The organism is Desulfothermus naphthae (assembly GCF_054657475.1).
Window position 1 is genome coordinate 1,768,127 of sequence record NZ_BAAHYQ010000001.1, and the last position, 18,435, is coordinate 1,786,561.

Here is an 18,435-nt window from a genome sequence, read left to right on the forward strand (position 1 = left end):
TTGCAATTTAAAAGCTCATGGTGTTCTTGAGAAAAAGTGATGGAAATATTCAGAGACAAAATAAACGGAAAATTTGTCCTTTTTGTTAAAAAAACAGTGTTCAACCAAGCTAAATTATATACAAATGAAAATTAAGTCACATTGACTTTTAAAGACAAATCGACCAAATTAGCAAAAGGTTATTTGCATCAAAAGAACTTTGCCTTTTGTAAGGGTTTTGTGGAATGATTTACAGCAATTCTCGATGAGTTTGTGGAGTTAGTATTTAAGCCCGACTTTGACAGTTAGAGTAGGAAATTAGTGGAATTTGGGGGTATTTTTTTATAAAAGTTTAATCAGATCAGTTACATATATTTTTTATCAAAAAATTTTGTAGTCCTAACTTTACAATATTAATACTTTTTTATTGACTAAAAATAAAGAATTTATTAACATATCTATGCAGTCTAACTAAAGGGGGGAGTATGTTCCTTAAAGTTTCTAAGGTCAAAGGCTATGAATATGTTCGCATTGTTTATTCTTATAGAACTGAAGATAATAAAGTTAGACATAAAACCGTGGCTAATCTCGGTAGGGCCGACAAGCTCCATCTTATGTTTCCTGCTTTTGAAAAATTGTTCGAACTCTATGCCCAAAATGTTTTTACTTCTATTGATAAAATTAACACTCAAGAGGCTTGTATTAAAAATTATTCTTATATTATTATTAAAGAAATCTGGAATAAATATAAATTGGGTAATTTTTTTTCGAGTCTATTAAAAAAAAGAAGAGTTGCTTTTGATTTTGTAAAAACGGTTTTTACTTTGGTGATAAACAGATTGTTAGTAAGCGAGTTATCTAAGTTAGGGTATTTTAATAATAAAGATATGTTTTTATATCTTAATGAAGAATTATCTCTTCAGGATTTATACAAAACTTTAGATATGTTAGAAGAATGCAAAGAGGAATTAGAAGAATATTTATTTCACAGGAGTTTAAAATTAATAGATAGGGAATTAAAAGTATGTTTTTTTGATGTAACTACATTATATTTTGAGAGTAAAAAAGAAGATGAATTAAGGAAATATGGTTTAAGTAAAGATCATAAAAATAATGAAGTTCAGATAGTTCTCTCATTATTGATAGATTCTGATGGATTTCCTATAAGTTTTGATATATATGAAGGAAATAAAGCAGAAAGTAAGACGTTGTTGGACAGTCTTGATAGGCTAAAAAAGAAGTATAAATTAGAAAAAATAATCGTAGTTGCCGATAGGGGTATAAGTAATTCTTTGAATTTAAAGGAGATTAAAAAAAGGGGATATGAATATATAGTAGGATATAAGTTCAAAAATACTAAAATCCAAGATAAAATATTAGATAAAGAAGGATATGAAGTTATAACATATAATGAGAAAGAAGGAGTCTATGCATATAAGGAATTTGAGGTCCTAGAAAAAAGAAAGGTAAAGACTTCAAAAAGTTATCAAGAGATTGAATTAAATCATAAAATAGTAGCTACATATTCAGATAAAAGGACATTAAAAGACAAAAAAGAAAGAGATAAATTAATTAATAAAGTTATAAAAAAGCTTCAAAAAAATAAAATAAAAGGTAAAGAAAAATATATAGAAAAATATTGTGATGGTGGCAAAGTTAGATATAGATTAAATTTAAAGAAAATAGAAGAAGATAAAAAATATGACGGATATTATACTTTGGCGTGTTCAGATGTTAATATGCCAGCACTAAAAGTGATAAAAATCCATAAGCAAATATATAACGTTGAAAGTGCTTTTAGAGAATTAAAGACTGATTTGAATATAAGGCCTATTTATCATTACACTCCTAAAAGGATAAAAGGTCATATTATAGTCTCGTTTTTAGCCTATTTTTTATTAAAACATATAGAACATAGATTAAAATACAATAAAAAAACTCAGGACATGGTAATTACTTCAGCTGGTATAATAAATGCTTTAAAAGAGATAAATGCAATAGAAACAGACATAAATGGTAAGAAATATTATCTCAAAACCAAACATAATAAATTGGCAAGTAAGATGTTTGAAATTTTTAAAATAAAAAATATGAAACACATAATGTCTGAAGAGGAAATGAAAAAATATCTCTTTCCATCACTCTAAAGGTTTGTAGGTAAAATTCCCTCATTTTTAAAATTATAACATGCTAATATAATTGATTTTTAAACTTTTTAACTATCAAAGTCGGGTGATAGGATCATGCTCGTTTTCTTTCCATGCCTCTGTCAAGAGTATGGGTCTCTCAAGGTCTATCTTTATTCCAGGATTGTAGTTACCTCCAATAGCTCCCTTTTTCCAAACCGCCTTTCTCAGATAGTCTAAACGTTTTGAACGCTTTTTTTCCGCCACAAACCACCATTTTTGCTCTTTTTCGAGCTCCTCAACGCTCTTATCCAGTTCTTGATTTTTTAAACTCTTTTCCATCTTTGCCCTCCTTAATGTTTAAAATTTTGCAATGCCATCCTTAAACCCTTTTTCTAACCTTGACCCTTATCACTACTACTTATCACGTTGATGCTTAGCCAAAAGGATCTTGGCCAGAATTTTCAGGCTTAGTTTTATAGGCCTGAGATGAACAAATCACCCTAAATGTTTATACAAATGCACCTTTTTCTTTTTTGAAATTTACTAATTTTCTAATTTCAATTTTCTTTTTTTTACTGAACGTACGGTAAAAAAAACATTATCATTCTTAAATTTTCTCAATATAAGGCAAGACCTGTACCACATATCTCAACTTTGTTAAATATATTTAGTATTGTTTGCAATTTAAAAGCTCATGGTGTTCTTGAGAAAAAGTGATGGAAATATTCAGAGACAAAATAAACGGAAAATTTGTCCTTTTTGTTAAAAAAACAGTGTTCAACCAAGCTAAATTATATACAAATGAAAATTAAGTCACATTGACTTTTAAAGACAAATCGACCAAATTAGCAAAAGGTTATTTGCATCAAAAGAACTTTGCCTTTTGTAAGGGTTTTGTGGAATGATTTACAGCAATTCTCGATGAGTTTGTGGAGTTAGTATTTAAGAGGTAATACAAGTAAAAATGATATTTATTTTTCGCAAAGTATGGGTGTCTTGCCTCAGAGGGAATTGGAATTTTCCTCAAAGTGAGTTAGCAAGAATTAAACTTTGAGGAGGAAAGTGATGGGTAAAAAAAGAAGACATTACACCCCAGAAGAAAAAGTGATGATTTTGAAGAAAAATTTATTGGAAAACGTGCCTGTATTAGATGTATGTGATGAATATAATATACATCCTACACTTTTTTATAGATGGCAGAAGGAGTTTTTTGAAAAAGGAAGCATGGTCTTTGAAAAAGAAGAAAAGGGTCATATTTCTAGATTAGAGAAAAAGATTGCTGCTTTAGAAGACAAACTTTCTCAGAAGAATGAAGTGTTGGCTGAGCTCATGGAAGAATATGTAAGTTTAAAAAAATTTTGGGGGGAATTTAAAGGATATGTGGGTGGCACACGATATTAGAGATAATGTGGTGGATTTTGTTAATTATTGGTCCCAAAAAACTGAAATCAAAATCAGTAAATTTATAAGGTTGATTGGTATAGGTACAAGCAAGTTTTATGATTGGAAGAAAAGATATGGGAAGGTCAACGAGCATAACTTAATGGATACCACGGGATTTCTGGCAAGAAGATTAGAACATCCCAATGAAGGCTAAAGAAGGGTAACCTTCATGATGATAGATGAAGATGTGGTGGCTGTTAGTCCAAGTAGTGTATATAGGGTACTTAGTAAAGAAGGATATTTACGGAGGTGGAATAATAAATCATCGAGAAAAGGAAAGGGTTTTAAGAATGCCAAAGGCCCTCACGAACACTGGCATATAGATATATCCTATTTGAATATCAGAGGGACTTTTTATTATTTGTGTAGTATTTTAGATGGTTATAGTCGATATATCGTGCATTGGGAGATAAGGGAGAAAATGAGAGAAGCAGATGTGGAGATAATACTTCAAAGGGCAAAGGAGAAATTTCCAGACAATAGTCCTCGTATAATATCTGATAACGGTCCTCAATTTATTGCAAAAGATTTTAAGGAGTTTATCCGAGTAATGGGAATGAGTCATGTACGCACTTCTCCTTATTATCCTCAGAGCAATGGAAAAATAGAGAGATGGCATCAAAGTTTAAAGAAAGAGTGTATACGGGTCCACTGCCCTATCTCCCTCAGTGATGCCAGGAGAATAGTAGGTGATTTTGTAGAATACTACAATTCTAAACGTCTTCATAGTGCCCTAGGATACATAACGCCAAAAGATAAGCTTGAAGGAAAAGATAAAGAGATATTTGAAGAACGAGATCGTAAACTTTATGAGGCTAGAGAACGTAGAAAAGTAATGCGTCAAAAGAGAAAAAAATTATGCTTAAGGTAGAATACAAAAAAATAATAGTCCCTTCGCCAGAGGTAAAGGAAGAGTCGGCGTCCCCCCGCCGTCGGCACCTTCAGAATCAACACACGAAAAAGGGGTGCCAAGGATGCGCCAAAGGCGCACCTGAAAGGCTTGTCCTTGACAACCCTTTGATGTGTGTTACAGGGACATCTGCCTTTTATAGACCCTTTTGGAAATTAAAACTAGCTTATTTTTATCCGGGAAAATTCCATTTCACGCTGAACCAAGACAGTTTAAGGAAATCTATTTAATTGGCATAGAATTTAGTAAGTTTAAGAGAAATATTGTGGGATTTGAGTTGGAAAAGGTGCTTTACTAATTTCTTGTTAATTTTTTTCAAGTGAGCAGGGAATTTAAAAACCTCTCAAGGCCCTCTGGGTATAAATGCAAGATAGTTTCCTGTTCAATTGTTGGGCCTCCTATTTTGTTTAAAAAAAGTGCAAGTTCTCTTATCTCCTCTGTTTGATAATCTTCAGAGGGATATTTTATCTTGTGAGTCCTATATTCTTTTTTAGAAAATACCTTTTCCAGAGTCTGTATATCTGGATAAAATCTGCATCCAGGCACATTAGTTGCTATTTTTTCATAGATTTTTAATCCATCTCTATCTACATCACCAAAATGTACAATAATAGATGGTCTTATGTAATTTAAAAAATAAATCACAGAACTCACCATGGAATATCCACCAGTATAAAGTAAAATACCTTCAGAAAGCTCCATGTGCAAAAATGGAGCAAGATTTTCGGAAATAACAACCTTTATGTTATTTTGTGATTTTATAAAGGGAAGCACATAGTCTAAACACAGGGCAACTACACCTAATGATGCAGTTAATTGATAAAGGTCAATATCTTGTTTGATTACAAAATGGGAAAAAGAGCGCATAAGAACAAGATCCTGTTTTTCTAAACAATATGTGTTTAAAATACGACTTAAAAAAGAGGATTTTTCTATTCGTTTTGCCTCTCCAAATAAAGATGCTGATAAAAGTTTAACGTCTTTTATGTTGGGAAACTTCTTTAAGTGGGAAATTAAACAAAGCCCATCCCTTAAATCCTTTTCTGTACGTGGTTCATAGCCAAGATTTACAAGGTTGTCATAATCTGCACACAGGTCCTGACAATGTTTTTGAAAATATTGTTCAACAAATTCCCTGTTTTCTAAAACTACCCGCCTGCCTTTTGTTCTAATAACTCCAAGGGACACAAACTCTTCCAGATCCTTTGTAAGCCCACATTCTCCTTGTTCAAGCAGCTTTTTCATATCAAGACAGAGGCGAAGCCTATTTTGCAATCCCCTCCTCCCTATAAGTTTTATTCATCAAACTGATCAATTTTCCACATACAATTAATTAACAGCACTACTCACCCATACCACTCCCTGGGGTGTGGGCAGAAGTTGATATAAGAATCCATGGTTAAAAAGGGGTATATTGGGTAGGGCTGTTAAGAGTTGAATGCCACTTTGTTCCATTAGGCTATATACTGTTTCAATTGCTGTATGGTCTAATCTGTCTGCTTCATCCAGTGTAAGAAATGCCAGTCCTGTTTTAAATCTCTCAGTTGTATCATCTTGAGCCATGTTTTCAAGTAGTGCTGTAATAATGGCCAGATTTACTCCAAGGCTCTCTCCATTAGAAAGTCCTGTTCTTCGTTCTTTATTGTGAATATCTATAACTGTAAAGTCCAGATCAATATAATAACGATAGTCAACGATTTCTTCATATGTTGGGTCTGTTCGCAGATATCCAAGTTCTCTGGCCATTGACCTTATAAATTCCTCAAAGCTCGTATGTTTATTTTGTATGTAATTTAGTAAGGAATTGCTGGCTGCCAGATTATTTAATTTATGATAGGCCTCTCTTTTTAATACCTGCAACTTTACCTGCCTCACACGACCAAAACGCAAGTTTTCCATTCTTTTATTTATCCTGCGCACCTTCCTCTCTATCCTTGCTACCTGCTCATATACATCATTTTTAAAATTACCAACAACCTGACGTATGGAATGTTCTATTTTTTTGAGTTCTGTTCTAAGATGACTCAATTTTTCCTCTAATATCGCAAAATTTGTATATTCAGGATAAACTAAAGATATCAACTCCTCCACCCATTTTTTTAACACCCTTTGAGGGGGTATTTTTTCACCGTGCTCATTGGCAAAATCATCCATTTCTCTTTCTAACAGCACCAGCTTACTTTGAAAATCCGATCGAGTAACACCACTATCGCAAAGGGGAGGTTCATTATCTTCAAAATAGAGCGTCAATTCCTCTTTAAGGGACTTTTCAGTGTTTAACCATTTTTCTCTATCTTTCTCAAGTGTACCACAATTTTCCTGGGCAATTTTTATTTGATACTCATTTTTATTTATTTTTTTATCAATTTCTCTAATTTCCTTTTCAAGCTCTTCTACTTTTTGTTTTGCTCTAGTTAGTTCATCCTGTAATTCTTTTTCTTTTACACCTATTTCTTGCTGAAGCACCTTTAAAGGATATTCCTCTATCAATGTCTTTATCTGTCCTTTAAGCTCACTTATATTTGTTATAATTTCTGTCTTAGTTTTTTCTATTTCTTCTTTTTCATGACTTAAAGTGTTAATCCTATTTTTTAATTGTTCTATTTTCTCTATATATTCATTATATTGCTTTTTAACATTCTTTAGTTCCCTGAAAGAAGCATTATATTCTTTTTCCAATTGCTTATAATCAGAATGTATGGGGCTACTCTGTTTTATTATTAAAAGTTCTTTTTTTAGACGTGTTGCTATTTGAATATTATTTTCCAGATGTAACACACGGTTTTGAAGTTCAGATATCTCTGTCTCTAAGTTTTTTTCTTTCAAATAATCCAGCAAAGGCAACAATTTTTCTATTTTTTTTCTTTTATCCTCAATTGTGGTCATTTCTCCTGTTAAGTTTTTATCATTTTCCATTAATTTATTAATCTCTTGTTTAAGGGACTCTATCCTTTTTTGCCTGGCCTTTTTCCCTAAAATAGGCGCCTTTGGCCTTGGCTCATATCGTAATACCTTTCCTTCACTTATTAAAACACCGTCACTACACTCTATAATATTATGTGTTAGATCCAAATCTTCTCCTTCAAGGATAAAATAGAGTCTCTGATTTCCCTGACAAAGATGAAGGGCCTCATCTTTGTTTTGAATTATCCTGGCACATGTCAAAGGTCCAAGTATCATTTCCAGATATGCTGCTTGTTCCCATGATATATCCTCATATTGCTCAAATAAATATCTGCCCTTTGAGTTTTTAAATGTATCTGGCAACTCTGCCTGATAATTTTCCAGATTGTATAAAGTCTCTTTGGCTTTTTGTATATGTTCTTTTAAATTTTGTCTTTGCAAAAGGATTTTTTGTTCCTGAGCATTTAATTCTTCTTTTAAGTTCTCAAGGGAACTTAAATCAAAATTCTCTACCCCCATCATCTTGAGTTCTCTGGCCAGGGAAGCTGCCTTTTTTTGTTTAGTGTATCTTGCCTTTTTTTCAGCTAATAGTTGCAATAAAGTATCTTTTTCTCTAAAAAGCCTTTTTGTAGCGCTAAGGTTTTCAGCTTCTCTGTACAAATCTTCAAATATTTCAAATTTTCTTCCAAGTTCAGCCTCTAGTTTCTTGCGCGCCTGATTGAGCTTTTTTGCCTGGTCCATGAGGTTTTGTTTTTTCTCTACATCCCTTTGTAATTCATAAATAAATTTTTGCAGTTTATCTGCCTTTTCACTATATTTTTCGAGCTCTTTTGAACTTTTTTCCAGCTCTTTTAAAATGCAGCTCAGTTTTTTATTTATTTCTTTTTCCCTATTATCAAGCTGGGCAATTTGCGAATTAAGGGTCTGAAATCTTTTTTTGGCCCGCACAAGTCTTTGTTGTTCTTGCAAATTCATAAAGAGTTTTTCACGCTCTTCTTGAGCTATCTCCTTTTCTTGTTCAAGCTTTTGTAATTGTTTGGTTAATTTATCATAGGCTGAGCTGGCCTCATGCTCTTTCTGCTTCCATTCCCTTAATTCTGCTTCAATCCTCTTTAATTCACGTCTAACCTTAAATAACTGACTTCCGAAAAATTTATGCCCTGTTTTTTCTGTTTCTTCAAGATGTTTATACAGGTTAGAGATCTCTTCTCTTGCCTTATGGATATCCTGAATTTTTCGTTTAATCTCCTGGCGTTGTTTAAAGATCTTTTCAAGCTGTTGTAAGAAATTGGCAGTACCTTTTTTAGCTGGACATAAAATATCCTTTAATATCTTTGTCTTTTCTGTAAGGCCAGTTGAAGCTGCCGTGAAAATGGTTGAAAATTCACGTAAAACCTTGGGATTTGAAAGGTCAAAGGGTAAAATACCTTGTTGAAATAAGGCGCGGTGATAGTCTTTTGCATTGTCAAAGGGGCGTATATTACCTGTACCATCACCACGCATACGAAGTGACTTCGCTATTTCGGTGAGGTCATTTCGCAAAATATTGCCTTCTATAAAATCCTCCTGTTCTAAAGGAACATTTTCAGCAACAAAGTACTTAAATAAAACCCGTCCATCGAGCCGTTTTTCCAGACGAATGCCCATGTTTTTAATCCTTTCATGACCTTTTAATGCAAGCACAATATAACCTACATCACTGCCAAGATAATCCTCTAATGTGCGTTCTTCTCCCCTTTGGGCCGTTGGATTCAAGCGGATATATTTTTGATTTGCTATTAAAGCTATTTGAACTGCATCTAAGATGGTGGTCTTACCACTACCATTTCTACCAAAAAAGGCAGTAAAGGTCTTATGGATTTTAAATACAGCCCTGGGATAAAGACGAAAACCAAAGATAAACACCTTATCCAATAAAATTGGTGATAAAATCTTATCCCTTATACTCATACTATTTGCCTATATCCTTTAAATTTCTTCGATTATTTCCTCTGAAGATACTTCTTCTTCCTCTTCTGCCTCTGGACTCTCTTCCAGCTCAAAACCACACTCTTCAAGATACACAAGAAGTCCTTTTTTTGCATCTTCTTCTGAAAGGGTAACCAGCCTTTTTGCAAGGTTGTAAAAACGCTCTAAAGAAGGGAGCAATTTAATTCTCGTTTCTAAAAAATCCATCTTTCCTTCATCAACAATGATGAGAAAACCATATTTTGCAAGATTTTTTATGGCAGTGCAGAATCTTTGCTGGATTGTTGTGTTTTTGAGCTGGGTGGCCCTTGATGTACCTTTTGTTCCCTTTACCAGAGCTGTATAAAGGTCATTAAAATTTAAGAGTTGAAACAATTCCTGAAATAGATTTTTAACAATAAATTCAGTTTCTACCAGGCCTGATTCCAGAAATTTAAAGCCCAAAAACATACCAACAAAGGTCTCTGCCCTGGAAAATCTTCCTTTAGGAGCATTGGCTGACATTGCTTCTAAATAACAATAGCCCTTACTTTGCTCCATTATTAATCTATATCCAAGTAATTCATAAAATAGTTTTAACTCATTGATATATTCCTCTACAAAATGATAAAAACGTATATCTTGAACTACAATATTACATCCCTTTAAAAGTTTGAAATTTACTTCACGAAATAATGTTGGTTGTCTGAATAATCGTTCTAGTTCTTGCATAACAACTCCTGAAAAATATTAATATGTAGTGTAAAGAAGTTCACTTGTTGCCTTTAACATAAACACAGTCTGAATACAATGTACCACGAATTTCTCTGTACCCCTCTAAAAATGGAAAGAGATTTTCTTCAGCGAGAAAATAGATAAGACAATGATAAAAAAATGGATATTTTTCCATTTCTTTAGGCAATAATGTTTTATTTAAAAAACAAATTAAATATATTTTATTATTTTTCTCAAGCTCTTTTTTAAAAAGAGAAGTGAGCTCTCTACCCCTTTGTAATAAAGCAACAAACTCATCTCCTTGGAGTTCCGTAGGTGGTGAAATCTCAGGTAAAACAGTTGGCCTGAGTTTTCGTCTTTTTGGAATTTCTATATTTTTTTGAGGGGGCAAGAGAGTTTTGCGTAAACAAAATGGTTTTAAGGGAAACCAGGTTAAAATTTTTCCCTGCATTTCTATTAGCCTGTCTAAATGGCGCAAGTTGATACGTGCAGTGATGGCTGTTGTGCGATTAACAAACTCTGTTAGATCCAGCGCCACCTCTTCAATTTGTTCCTTTAAAAGGCGAAGTGACTCAATGGCAGAACACACCATCTCATCCATATAAGCCATTTTGTGTTCCACCGAATATCTTTCCCACTGAAGCAGTTCATTCAAAATTGTGTTATAACTTGAATAGGGTCCTAAAACCTCTGTCATTTCAGCAATTGTAGATTGCAGACCTTTTAGCTCCTGTAAAAAGATATTTAGCCCTTCCTCTTCTCCTTGTTTTACTGCCTGACGGACTTTTTCTTTAAGCCTTGCTCCTTGTTCTCGAATCTTTACAATTTTATTTATTATGGAAGAGGCCAGGTCATTAAAGGTGTGTTTTAAAAAGTCGGTGAGTTTTTCATGTTCTTCAGCACCTAATTTTGAAAGGGTTACATACAAGGTATAAAGGTGGCTCTCTATGTCTGATTGGTGTTTTAGGTCTTCTTGAACCAGATTTTTTGCTATGGCACTGGCAAGGCTTGATAGGTAGTAGTACCGTTCACTGTCATTTACCAGCAAAAAGCCTCGACGTAAAAGCCTCTCTAAGATTGATGAAGGTCGTTTATCCTTTTGTTCTGTAATATTAAGTGCTTCAGCGGCCAGCCGTTCCATCTTGTCCCAGGTAAGTGGTGTTACCCTGCCTTTTACATATTCATACATCAAGAACAGGGTGAGCATATCTTCCCTGTTTAAAGCAATCCCTTCAGGATATCTGCGCAAAAGCTCACGGCCCCATATGCGAGGGTCAACCCTTTTATTTTCAGAATCTTTAGATAAACTCATAGGTTAATCACTATAACTTTTTTTTTGGCCTTAATTTATAATTCAATACATTATCTTTCAACAAATTTGTGAAGGGCACATACTTACAAACAAATTGCCATTTCTAATTGATTTTTTTTATCTTTGAGATATTTTATATTTAAAAAATAGGCAACACATAAATCAGAGCAGAAAATTTTTGTTAATATTTATTGCGTAAAGATAAGTGTAATTTTCAATTTATTGCATTTGCTTTATAATACTTGCTATTTTTTCAAAAATTGTTACCTTTTAATCAATTAAAAATACAAACTTATAAATAAACTTCAAGGATTGGCTATATGAGATATTTTAATACTGCTGGGCCTGTGAGATGTGATGAGCATTACTGCCTTCCACCCTTGCAAAGATTGGACTTGGAAGAGGTTTTGATGTTAATTGACCAAAAAAAATATTTTGTTCTCCATGCTCCACGTCAAACAGGAAAGACAAGTTGCTTACTGGCATTGATGGAATATTTGAATAAAGAGGGAAAATATAAGGCCCTTTATATAAATGTGGAAAAGGCACAGGCTGCAAGGGAAGATGTGAGCCAAGGGATTAAAACTATTGTAAGTAGTCTTCAAAGGATGGAGGGATTTTTTTGGGGAACCAATTTTCTCTATGATTGGCAAAAAATTTTAGAAGAACGCGGTCCTCATGATGGATTGGAAACAGCTATTTCGCTTTTATGTCAAAGGGCCAAAAAACCTGTAGTGCTTATGATAGATGAAATAGACAGTTTGATTGGTGATACTTTAATATCAGTCTTGCGGCAGATAAGGTCAGGTTATGCTTTTAGGCCAAAGGGCTTTCCTCAGAGTATAATACTTTGTGGTGTTAGGGATGTAAGGGACTATCGCATACATTCAAGCCAACAAAAAGAAGTAATTACAGGTGGTAGTGCTTTTAACATCAAGGCCAAATCCCTTCATCTCGGGGATTTTAATAAGAGGGAAATAAGTATCCTTTATTCTCAACACACAGAAGAAACAGGCCAGGAATTTGAAGATGGGGTGATTGATTATGTGTGGGAGTTAACAGAAGGTCAGCCATGGCTTGTGAATGCACTGGGCTATGTGGCCTGTTTTGAAATTAAACAGAGTAGAGATAGGTCCAAAAAAATAACAAAAGACATAATAGAAGAGGCAAAAGAGAAGATAATAATAGAAAGATACACCCATATTGACCAGCTTGCTGATAAATTGAGGGAAGAGCGGGTAAAAAAGGTAATTGAGTGTATTTTAATTGGGGAAGAAGAGCCAGAGGATATCCCTATTGATGATATTTTGTATGTAAGAGACTTAGGTCTTATAAAGACCCATCCCAGTCTTAGGATATCCAATAAAATATATCAAGAGGTGATACCAAGGGAACTTACATTTTCTACCCAGCTTACCATCACCCAGGAGGCTGCGTGGTATGTAAGGGAAGATGGCTCTCTTGACATGGATAAACTCATGCGTGCTTTTCAGGAGTTTTTCAGAGAACACAGTGAATCCTGGATTGAGAGATTTGACTACAAAGAGGCAGGCCCTCAGCTTCTTATGCAGGCATTTTTACAGAGGATAGTAAATAGCGGAGGAAGGATTTACAGAGAATATGGCCTTGGAACAAGACGTACAGACCTATTAGTTGTATGGCCAACAAAAGATAATAATGTGCAAAAAATAGTAATAGAGTTAAAAGTATTACATAAGAGTTTAGACAAGGTAGTAGCACAAGGGCTTAAGCAGATTATAGATTACATGGACAAATGCAGTGCCCTTGAAGGACATTTAGTTATTTTTGACAAAAGAGAAGGTATATCCTGGGATGAAAAGATATTTGAGATGGAAAAGAGAGTGGATGGTAAAAAAATTAAAATATGGGGAATGTAGAAAAATTAAAAATATCAGGAGGAAATTATGGACTTTTTAGAGGTCAAAGAGATGATAGCAGATTTAGGGCTATCAATAGTAGATGAGGTCCCAGAAGAGGAATTGGTGGTAATTGAAGATGAAACAAGAGGAATTAAAGGTATGATTGTGGATTGTGAAGGAGAGATATTAATCATTGAGCAGCTAATTGGTAAATTTTCTGAAAAGCATTACAGATGGTTTTTAGAGCAGAGCAGGTTTTTACCCTTTGGTGCCTTTGTATTGGATAGTGAATCCAATACTATCTTGTTCAGAAATACCTTAAGGTTAGATACATTAGATTTAGAGGAATTTGAATCAACAATTAATTCTCTGGAGATATTTTTTGCTGAACAGGGTGATGCATTAATTAGAATGTCCAGGGAAAATTAGGAGGGAAAATATGGGAATACTTAGTCGTTTTTTTAAAATAGGACAAGCAGAGGCCCATCATCTGGTGGATAAATTAGAGGACCCAATAAAATTAACAGAGCAAGGCATAAGGGACTTAAAAAAGAACCTCTCTGAAGCAACATCGGCCTTAGCAGAGGTAAAGGCATCAATGATTAGGTTCCAGAGAGAAGCTGAAAATGAGAAAAAGAGGGCGGTGGAATATGTAAAAAAGGCAGAGATTTTACTCTCTAGGGCAGCAAAAGGAGAGATTGAGCAATCTGAGGCAGAGAAATTATCTGCTGAACTTTTAGACAAGGCAGAGAGATTTGATGCAAATGCAAAAAGGCTTGAGCAGGAAGCAGAGGCCCAGAGAAAAATGGCAGATAATTTAAATATAAAGGTGCGACAGCTAAAATCTCAGATAGCCAAGTATGAAGCAGAATTAAAGGCTTTAAAGGCAAGGGCTGCAACTGCCAAGGCTGTTAAAAAGGTAAATAAGCAAATGGCAAAGGTAGATGCAAGTTCCACAATATCTATGTTGGAGAGGATGAAACAAAAGGTTGAAGAAGAAGAATCTTTGGCCGAGGCATATGGAGATATTGCAGCTGAAGAGACATCTTTAGAGGATAAAGTGGATAGTTTAATCAAGGAAGATAAATCTGCATCTTTAAAAAAATTAGAAGAACTCAAGAAAAAGGTAGGGCTTGCATAAAAAAACCTTAGAGTATGTATATCCCCTGAGTGTTGAGGGGAATAAATAGGGGATATTAGTGATCAATGTGAGTGATCTGTGTGAGTGGACAACAAATGAAAGAGAGTCGGGCCCTCGTGATGGGCCCATATAATATGCTTTAGCCTTCAGCCATTTTTTTAAACATCTCATATCTCTTTTTCACCATCTCTTCCATTTCCTTCCAGTATTGTTCTGCAAGTTCTGGGTGGGTGCGTTTTAGGAGTTGATATCTATTTTCGCCTTCAAGGAACTCTTTCAATGAGCCATCTGGCTCTTTAGAATCCAGGATAAATGGATTTTTGCCTTGCTTTGCAAGCATAGGATTATACCTATAAAGTGGCCAGTACCCTGATTGCACAGCCAGTTTTTCTTCTTCCTGGGATTTGCCCATGCCTTTAAAAATACCGTGGTTAATACAAGGGGCATAGCATAAAATAAGTGAAGGACCATTATAGGCTTCGGCCTCTAACAATGCCTTTATTAGCTGGTTTTTATTGGCACCCATGGATACAGAGGCAACATATACATAGCCGTAGGTCATGGCCATTCTTCCAAGGTCCTTCTTTGGTGTGGTCTTTCCTGCAGCTGCAAATTTAGCAATGGATCCAAGTGGGGTGGCCTTGGATGATTGCCCACCTGTATTTGAATATACTTCTGTATCTAATACTAAGATATTTATGTCTTCACCTGAAGCAATTACGTGATCTACACCACCATATCCTATGTCATAGGCCCAACCATCTCCACCAAATATCCAGAAAGACTTTTTCACAAGTAAGTCTTCCATATCCCATATTTGATTTAATATGGGATGAACCACTAGCATAGGAAGTTCTTCTTTGATCCTTTCAGCATATTCCCTGGATTTTTCTGCATCATCTTTATTATCAAGCCATCCAATAAAGGCCTCTTTGAGTTCTTGAGAGATATCCAGATTAAGCGCTTCTTTAATGAGTTCAGCTAGTTTTTCTCTTCTTTGTTTTACACCAAGGAGCATTCCAAACCCATATTCAGCCGCATCTTCAAATAATGAATTACCCCATGTTGGACCATGTCCATTTTTATTTGTGCAATATGGAATAGATGGTGCAGTGCCACCCCAAATAGAACTACAACCTGTTGCATTGGCAATGTACATTCTGTCTCCAAAGAGTTGTGTGATGAGTTTTACATAGGGTGTTTCTCCACAACCAGCACAGGCACCTGAGAACTCCAAAAGTGGCTGTTGAAATTGAGAACCCTTTACACTTGTCTTGGGCATTAAGTAGTCTTTGGGCTCTAAAGATACTGCAAATTCCCAATTAGGAGCTTCTCTGTCTTTTTGTGTGAATATTGGTTTCATTACCAATGCCTTTTCCTTTGCAGGACATACGTATGCACAACTTCCACACCCTGTACAATCAAGTGGGCTTACCTGTATGCGGAAATGATATCCTTTGAGTTCTTTACCCTTGGCATCAATAGTCACAAACTCTTCTGGGGCCTTTTGTTTTTCCTCATCTGTTAGAAGGAATGGACGAATAGCCGCATGGGGGCACACAAAGGAGCACTGATTACACTGAATACAATTTTCAGGGATCCATTCTGGGACATTTATTGCGATACCTCTTTTTTCATATTTGGATGTTCCCAGAGGAAATACACCATCTGGTGAAAATTTGCTAACAGGAAGGGTATCTCCTTTTAAGGCTGCAATTGGTCTTAATATCTCTTTAATAAATTCAGGCTCCTCCTTCTCTTCCACAGCTTCATCTTGAAGTTCTGCCCATGATTCTGGGTACTTGATTTCAACTATCTTATCTATAGCCTTATCCACTGCCTCTATATTCATATTTACAATCTTTTCACCTTTCTTGCCATAGGTCTTTTTAATGGAATCCTTTAAAAGAGAAATGGCTTCATCAATTGGAAGCACCTTAGAGAGCTTGAAAAATCCAGTCTGCATAATCATATTTATTCTACCACCAAGTCCCACTTCCTCTGCAATTTTAACAGCATCTATATTGTAGAATTTGATTTTCTTCTGGGCTATTGTCTTTTTTAGAGAATTGGGAAGATTTTTCTCCATCTCTTCAACACTGTTCCATGGGGAATTTAAAAGGAAGGTACCTCCTTCTTTTATCCCTTCCAATACATCGTACAGATACACATATGAAGGTTGATGACATGCAATATAATCTGCATTTGTTATTAAGTAAGTGGATTTTATTGGTTCTTTTCCAAATCTCAAATGAGAGACTGTATAACCACCTGATTTTTTTGCATCATATGCAAAATATCCCTGTGCATAAAGGGGAGTGTTATCTCCAATAATCTTGATTGCACTCTTATTAGCACCAACGGTTCCATCAGCCCCAAGTCCCCAGAATTTACACTGTACAGTTCCAGGGGGTGTGGTGTCTTCTATTTCATCCTGGTATTCCAGGGATAGTCTTGTGACGTCGTCCTCAATACCCACTGTGAAGTGATTTTTAGGACCTGCTTTTTTCATATTGTCAAACACTGCCTTGGCCATTGCAGGTGTGAAATCCTTGGAGCCTAAACCATATCTTCCTCCAAGAATAAGAGGCATCTCGCCTTTTTCCATAAATACTGTGCATACATCCTCATATAAGGGTTCTCCAAGGGAACCAGGCTCTTTGGTCCTATCAAGCACAGTGATTGTCTCAACGCTATTTGGCAGGGCCATTAAAAAGGCATCTTTTACAAAGGGTCTATATAGTCTGACTTTAACAAGGCCAACCCTTTCTCCCTTGTCCACCAAGTGACATACCACTTCTTCTAAGGTTTCACAACCAGAACCCATTGCCACCACAACTCTATCTGCTGCTTCATGGCCAACATAGTCAAAGAGATTGTATCTTCTGCCAGTTAGTGCCCAGACCTTTTTCATGTTTTGCTCAACTATCCCAGGAAGTTCATTGTAATATAGATTGCATGCTTCTCTATTCTGGAAAAAGATATCGGGATTTTGGCTTGTCCCTCTTAAGTGGGGATGTTCAGGATTCATTGCCCTAGCCCTGAAATCCTCGATAGCTTCGGAGTTTACAATAGAGGCTATATCTTCATAATCAATTACGTGTACTTTCTGGATTTCATGGGATGTCCTGAACCCATCAAAAAAGTGTAAAAAGGGAATATTTGAATCAATTGCAGCTAGATGGGCTACCAGCCCAAGATCCATGACCTCTTGAACAGATGACGAACACAGGAGCCCAAAACCCGTTTGTCTAACTGCCATCACATCTGAATGATCACCAAAGATTGAGAGGGCATGTGTGGCTATAGACCTTGCAGTAACATGAAACACCCCTGGGAGGAGCTCACCAGCTATTTTATACATATTTGGTATCATTAAGAGAAGTCCCTGGGATGCAGTAAATGTAGATGTTAATGCACCTGCAACCAATGAGCCGTGAACAGCTGCAGCGGCCCCTGCTTCTGATTGCATTTCTTTAATAAGAACCTTTTGCCCAAAGATGTTCTTCCTGCCCTGGGCAGCCCATTCATCACATATCTCGCCAATAGGCGATGATGGTGTAATTGGGTAAATAGCCGCAACATCAGAGAGTGCATAAGCAACATGAGCTGCTGCCGTATTACCATCAATAGTTAGCATTTTTTTTGTCATAATAAAACTCCCTTTTTATCTTTTATTTTTTTGTAATAAATCTTTTTAATGATATTTACCCTTAGGGTCAACGTCAAATAAAAATTGCCAATGATTTTCGGTGAGGCGTAGACCCTTGAGACGATTATACAAAAAATTTGAAGAGTTGGAAAATTGTATTTTTTTGCAGATGATTGGGAAGCTTTTAAGAAGGTACTGCTGCGAGAGCGTCATGTAATAGGGAAAAAAAGGACAGTGATAATAAAAAGAGATAATAACAATACAAGCCATCATTTGGGACGAATGACAGGTACAACAAAAGTTGTATAAAAAAAATGGTTGATGCATCAATGAAATTTTGGCACGTATTAAGTAATCCTTAAAATTTTTGCCCAATGTCAGCAAAGATTTTTTTTCTATCTTT

General features: G+C 35.3%; 14 protein-coding genes. 8 read left to right on the forward strand and 6 right to left on the reverse strand.

What is annotated here, in order from left to right; all coding sequences use genetic code 11:
- The first annotated feature begins 464 nt into the window (after nucleotides 1–464).
- Nucleotides 465–2,126, forward strand: a complete 1,662-nt coding sequence (locus ACYQ1E_RS08530) for an IS1634 family transposase (protein ID WP_459874985.1) — start codon at nucleotides 465–467, stop codon at nucleotides 2,124–2,126.
- A gap of 75 nt (nucleotides 2,127–2,201) precedes the next feature.
- On the opposite strand, the gene ACYQ1E_RS08535 is transcribed toward ACYQ1E_RS08530, so the two are convergent.
- Nucleotides 2,202–2,447: a hypothetical protein gene (locus tag ACYQ1E_RS08535; RefSeq protein WP_459877896.1), complete on the reverse strand. Its 246-nt coding sequence runs from the start codon at nucleotides 2,445–2,447 to the stop codon at nucleotides 2,202–2,204.
- Nucleotides 2,448–3,173: 726 nt separating this feature from the next.
- On the opposite strand from ACYQ1E_RS08535, the gene ACYQ1E_RS08540 reads away from it, so the two are divergent.
- The 3 genes from ACYQ1E_RS08540 to ACYQ1E_RS08550 are packed head-to-tail and all read left to right on the forward strand — an operon-like array spanning nucleotide 3,174 to nucleotide 4,422.
- Nucleotides 3,174–3,509, forward strand: coding sequence for a transposase (locus ACYQ1E_RS08540; RefSeq protein WP_459877899.1), 336 nt, complete (start codon nucleotides 3,174–3,176; stop codon nucleotides 3,507–3,509).
- Entirely contained in the window at nucleotides 3,493–3,705 is a 213-nt protein-coding gene (locus tag ACYQ1E_RS08545; RefSeq protein WP_459877902.1) for a hypothetical protein, read from the forward strand. Before ACYQ1E_RS08540 ends, ACYQ1E_RS08545 begins: the two co-directional genes overlap by 17 nt.
- A 15-nt stretch (nucleotides 3,706–3,720) precedes the next feature.
- Nucleotides 3,721–4,422 carry a transposase gene (locus ACYQ1E_RS08550; RefSeq protein ID WP_459877905.1) on the forward strand — a complete coding sequence of 234 codons (702 nt, stop codon included), beginning with the start codon at nucleotides 3,721–3,723 and terminating at the stop codon, nucleotides 4,420–4,422.
- A 354-nt stretch (nucleotides 4,423–4,776) separates the two neighbouring features.
- Here the strand turns inward: ACYQ1E_RS08550 and ACYQ1E_RS08555 are convergent, their stop codons facing one another.
- The 4 genes from ACYQ1E_RS08555 to ACYQ1E_RS08570 are packed head-to-tail and all read right to left on the reverse strand — an operon-like array spanning nucleotide 4,777 to nucleotide 11,296.
- On the reverse strand, nucleotides 4,777–5,736 hold the full coding sequence (locus tag ACYQ1E_RS08555) for a Wadjet anti-phage system protein JetD domain-containing protein (RefSeq protein ID WP_459877908.1): 960 nt from the start codon (nucleotides 5,734–5,736) through the stop codon (nucleotides 4,777–4,779).
- 54 nt (nucleotides 5,737–5,790) lie between these two features.
- Entirely contained in the window at nucleotides 5,791–9,315 is a 3,525-nt protein-coding gene (locus ACYQ1E_RS08560) for an AAA family ATPase (protein WP_459877911.1), read from the reverse strand.
- An 18-nt stretch (nucleotides 9,316–9,333) separates the two neighbouring features.
- Nucleotides 9,334–10,044 (reverse strand): chromosome partition protein MukE, encoded by a 711-nt coding sequence (locus ACYQ1E_RS08565; RefSeq protein ID WP_459877914.1) that lies wholly within the window; start codon nucleotides 10,042–10,044, stop codon nucleotides 9,334–9,336.
- A 40-nt stretch (nucleotides 10,045–10,084) separates the two neighbouring features.
- Nucleotides 10,085–11,296 (reverse strand): hypothetical protein, encoded by a 1,212-nt coding sequence (locus ACYQ1E_RS08570; RefSeq protein ID WP_459877917.1) that lies wholly within the window; start codon nucleotides 11,294–11,296, stop codon nucleotides 10,085–10,087.
- Nucleotides 11,297–11,679: 383 nt separating this feature from the next.
- On the opposite strand from ACYQ1E_RS08570, the gene ACYQ1E_RS08575 reads away from it, so the two are divergent.
- Genes ACYQ1E_RS08575 through ACYQ1E_RS08585 form a run of 3 tightly spaced genes read left to right on the forward strand, consistent with a single transcriptional unit; the run spans nucleotide 11,680 to nucleotide 14,380 of the window.
- Complete coding sequence (locus tag ACYQ1E_RS08575) at nucleotides 11,680–13,257, forward strand: AAA family ATPase (RefSeq protein WP_459877920.1); 1,578 nt, start codon at nucleotides 11,680–11,682, stop codon at nucleotides 13,255–13,257.
- A 27-nt stretch (nucleotides 13,258–13,284) separates the two neighbouring features.
- Nucleotides 13,285–13,668, forward strand: a complete 384-nt coding sequence (locus ACYQ1E_RS08580) for a hypothetical protein (RefSeq protein ID WP_459877923.1) — start codon at nucleotides 13,285–13,287, stop codon at nucleotides 13,666–13,668.
- Nucleotides 13,669–13,678: 10 nt separating this feature from the next.
- Nucleotides 13,679–14,380: a PspA/IM30 family protein gene (locus ACYQ1E_RS08585; RefSeq protein ID WP_459877926.1), complete on the forward strand. Its 702-nt coding sequence runs from the start codon at nucleotides 13,679–13,681 to the stop codon at nucleotides 14,378–14,380.
- 139 nt (nucleotides 14,381–14,519) lie between these two features.
- Here ACYQ1E_RS08585 and nifJ read toward each other — a convergent pair whose 3' ends face one another.
- The gene (gene nifJ / locus ACYQ1E_RS08590) at nucleotides 14,520–18,032 is read right to left on the reverse strand and encodes a pyruvate:ferredoxin (flavodoxin) oxidoreductase (RefSeq protein WP_459877929.1); all 3,513 of its coding nucleotides are present in this window, start codon (nucleotides 18,030–18,032) and stop codon (nucleotides 14,520–14,522) included.
- Nucleotides 18,033–18,185: 153 nt separating this feature from the next.
- Between nifJ and ACYQ1E_RS08595 the strand changes: the two genes are divergently transcribed.
- Nucleotides 18,186–18,341: an IS1 family transposase gene (locus tag ACYQ1E_RS08595; RefSeq protein ID WP_459877931.1), complete on the forward strand. Its 156-nt coding sequence runs from the start codon at nucleotides 18,186–18,188 to the stop codon at nucleotides 18,339–18,341.
- Nucleotides 18,342–18,435 lie beyond the last annotated feature (94 nt).

Bases quoted from the DNA above. Each gene is read 5' to 3' on its own strand.
- ACYQ1E_RS08565 (WP_459877914.1), bottom strand. From the start codon at position 10,044: ATGCAAGAACTAGAACGATTATTCAGACAACCAACATTATTTCGTGAA.
- ACYQ1E_RS08530 (WP_459874985.1), top strand. From the start codon at position 465: ATGTTCCTTAAAGTTTCTAAGGTCAAAGGCTATGAATATGTTCGCATT.
- nifJ (WP_459877929.1), bottom strand. From the start codon at position 18,032: ATGACAAAAAAAATGCTAACTATTGATGGTAATACGGCAGCAGCTCAT.
- ACYQ1E_RS08580 (WP_459877923.1), top strand. From the start codon at position 13,285: ATGGACTTTTTAGAGGTCAAAGAGATGATAGCAGATTTAGGGCTATCA.
- ACYQ1E_RS08535 (WP_459877896.1), bottom strand. From the start codon at position 2,447: ATGGAAAAGAGTTTAAAAAATCAAGAACTGGATAAGAGCGTTGAGGAG.
- ACYQ1E_RS08585 (WP_459877926.1), top strand. From the start codon at position 13,679: ATGGGAATACTTAGTCGTTTTTTTAAAATAGGACAAGCAGAGGCCCAT.
- ACYQ1E_RS08540 (WP_459877899.1), top strand. From the start codon at position 3,174: ATGGGTAAAAAAAGAAGACATTACACCCCAGAAGAAAAAGTGATGATT.
- ACYQ1E_RS08560 (WP_459877911.1), bottom strand. From the start codon at position 9,315: ATGAGTATAAGGGATAAGATTTTATCACCAATTTTATTGGATAAGGTG.
- ACYQ1E_RS08550 (WP_459877905.1), top strand. From the start codon at position 3,721: ATGATGATAGATGAAGATGTGGTGGCTGTTAGTCCAAGTAGTGTATAT.
- ACYQ1E_RS08575 (WP_459877920.1), top strand. From the start codon at position 11,680: ATGAGATATTTTAATACTGCTGGGCCTGTGAGATGTGATGAGCATTAC.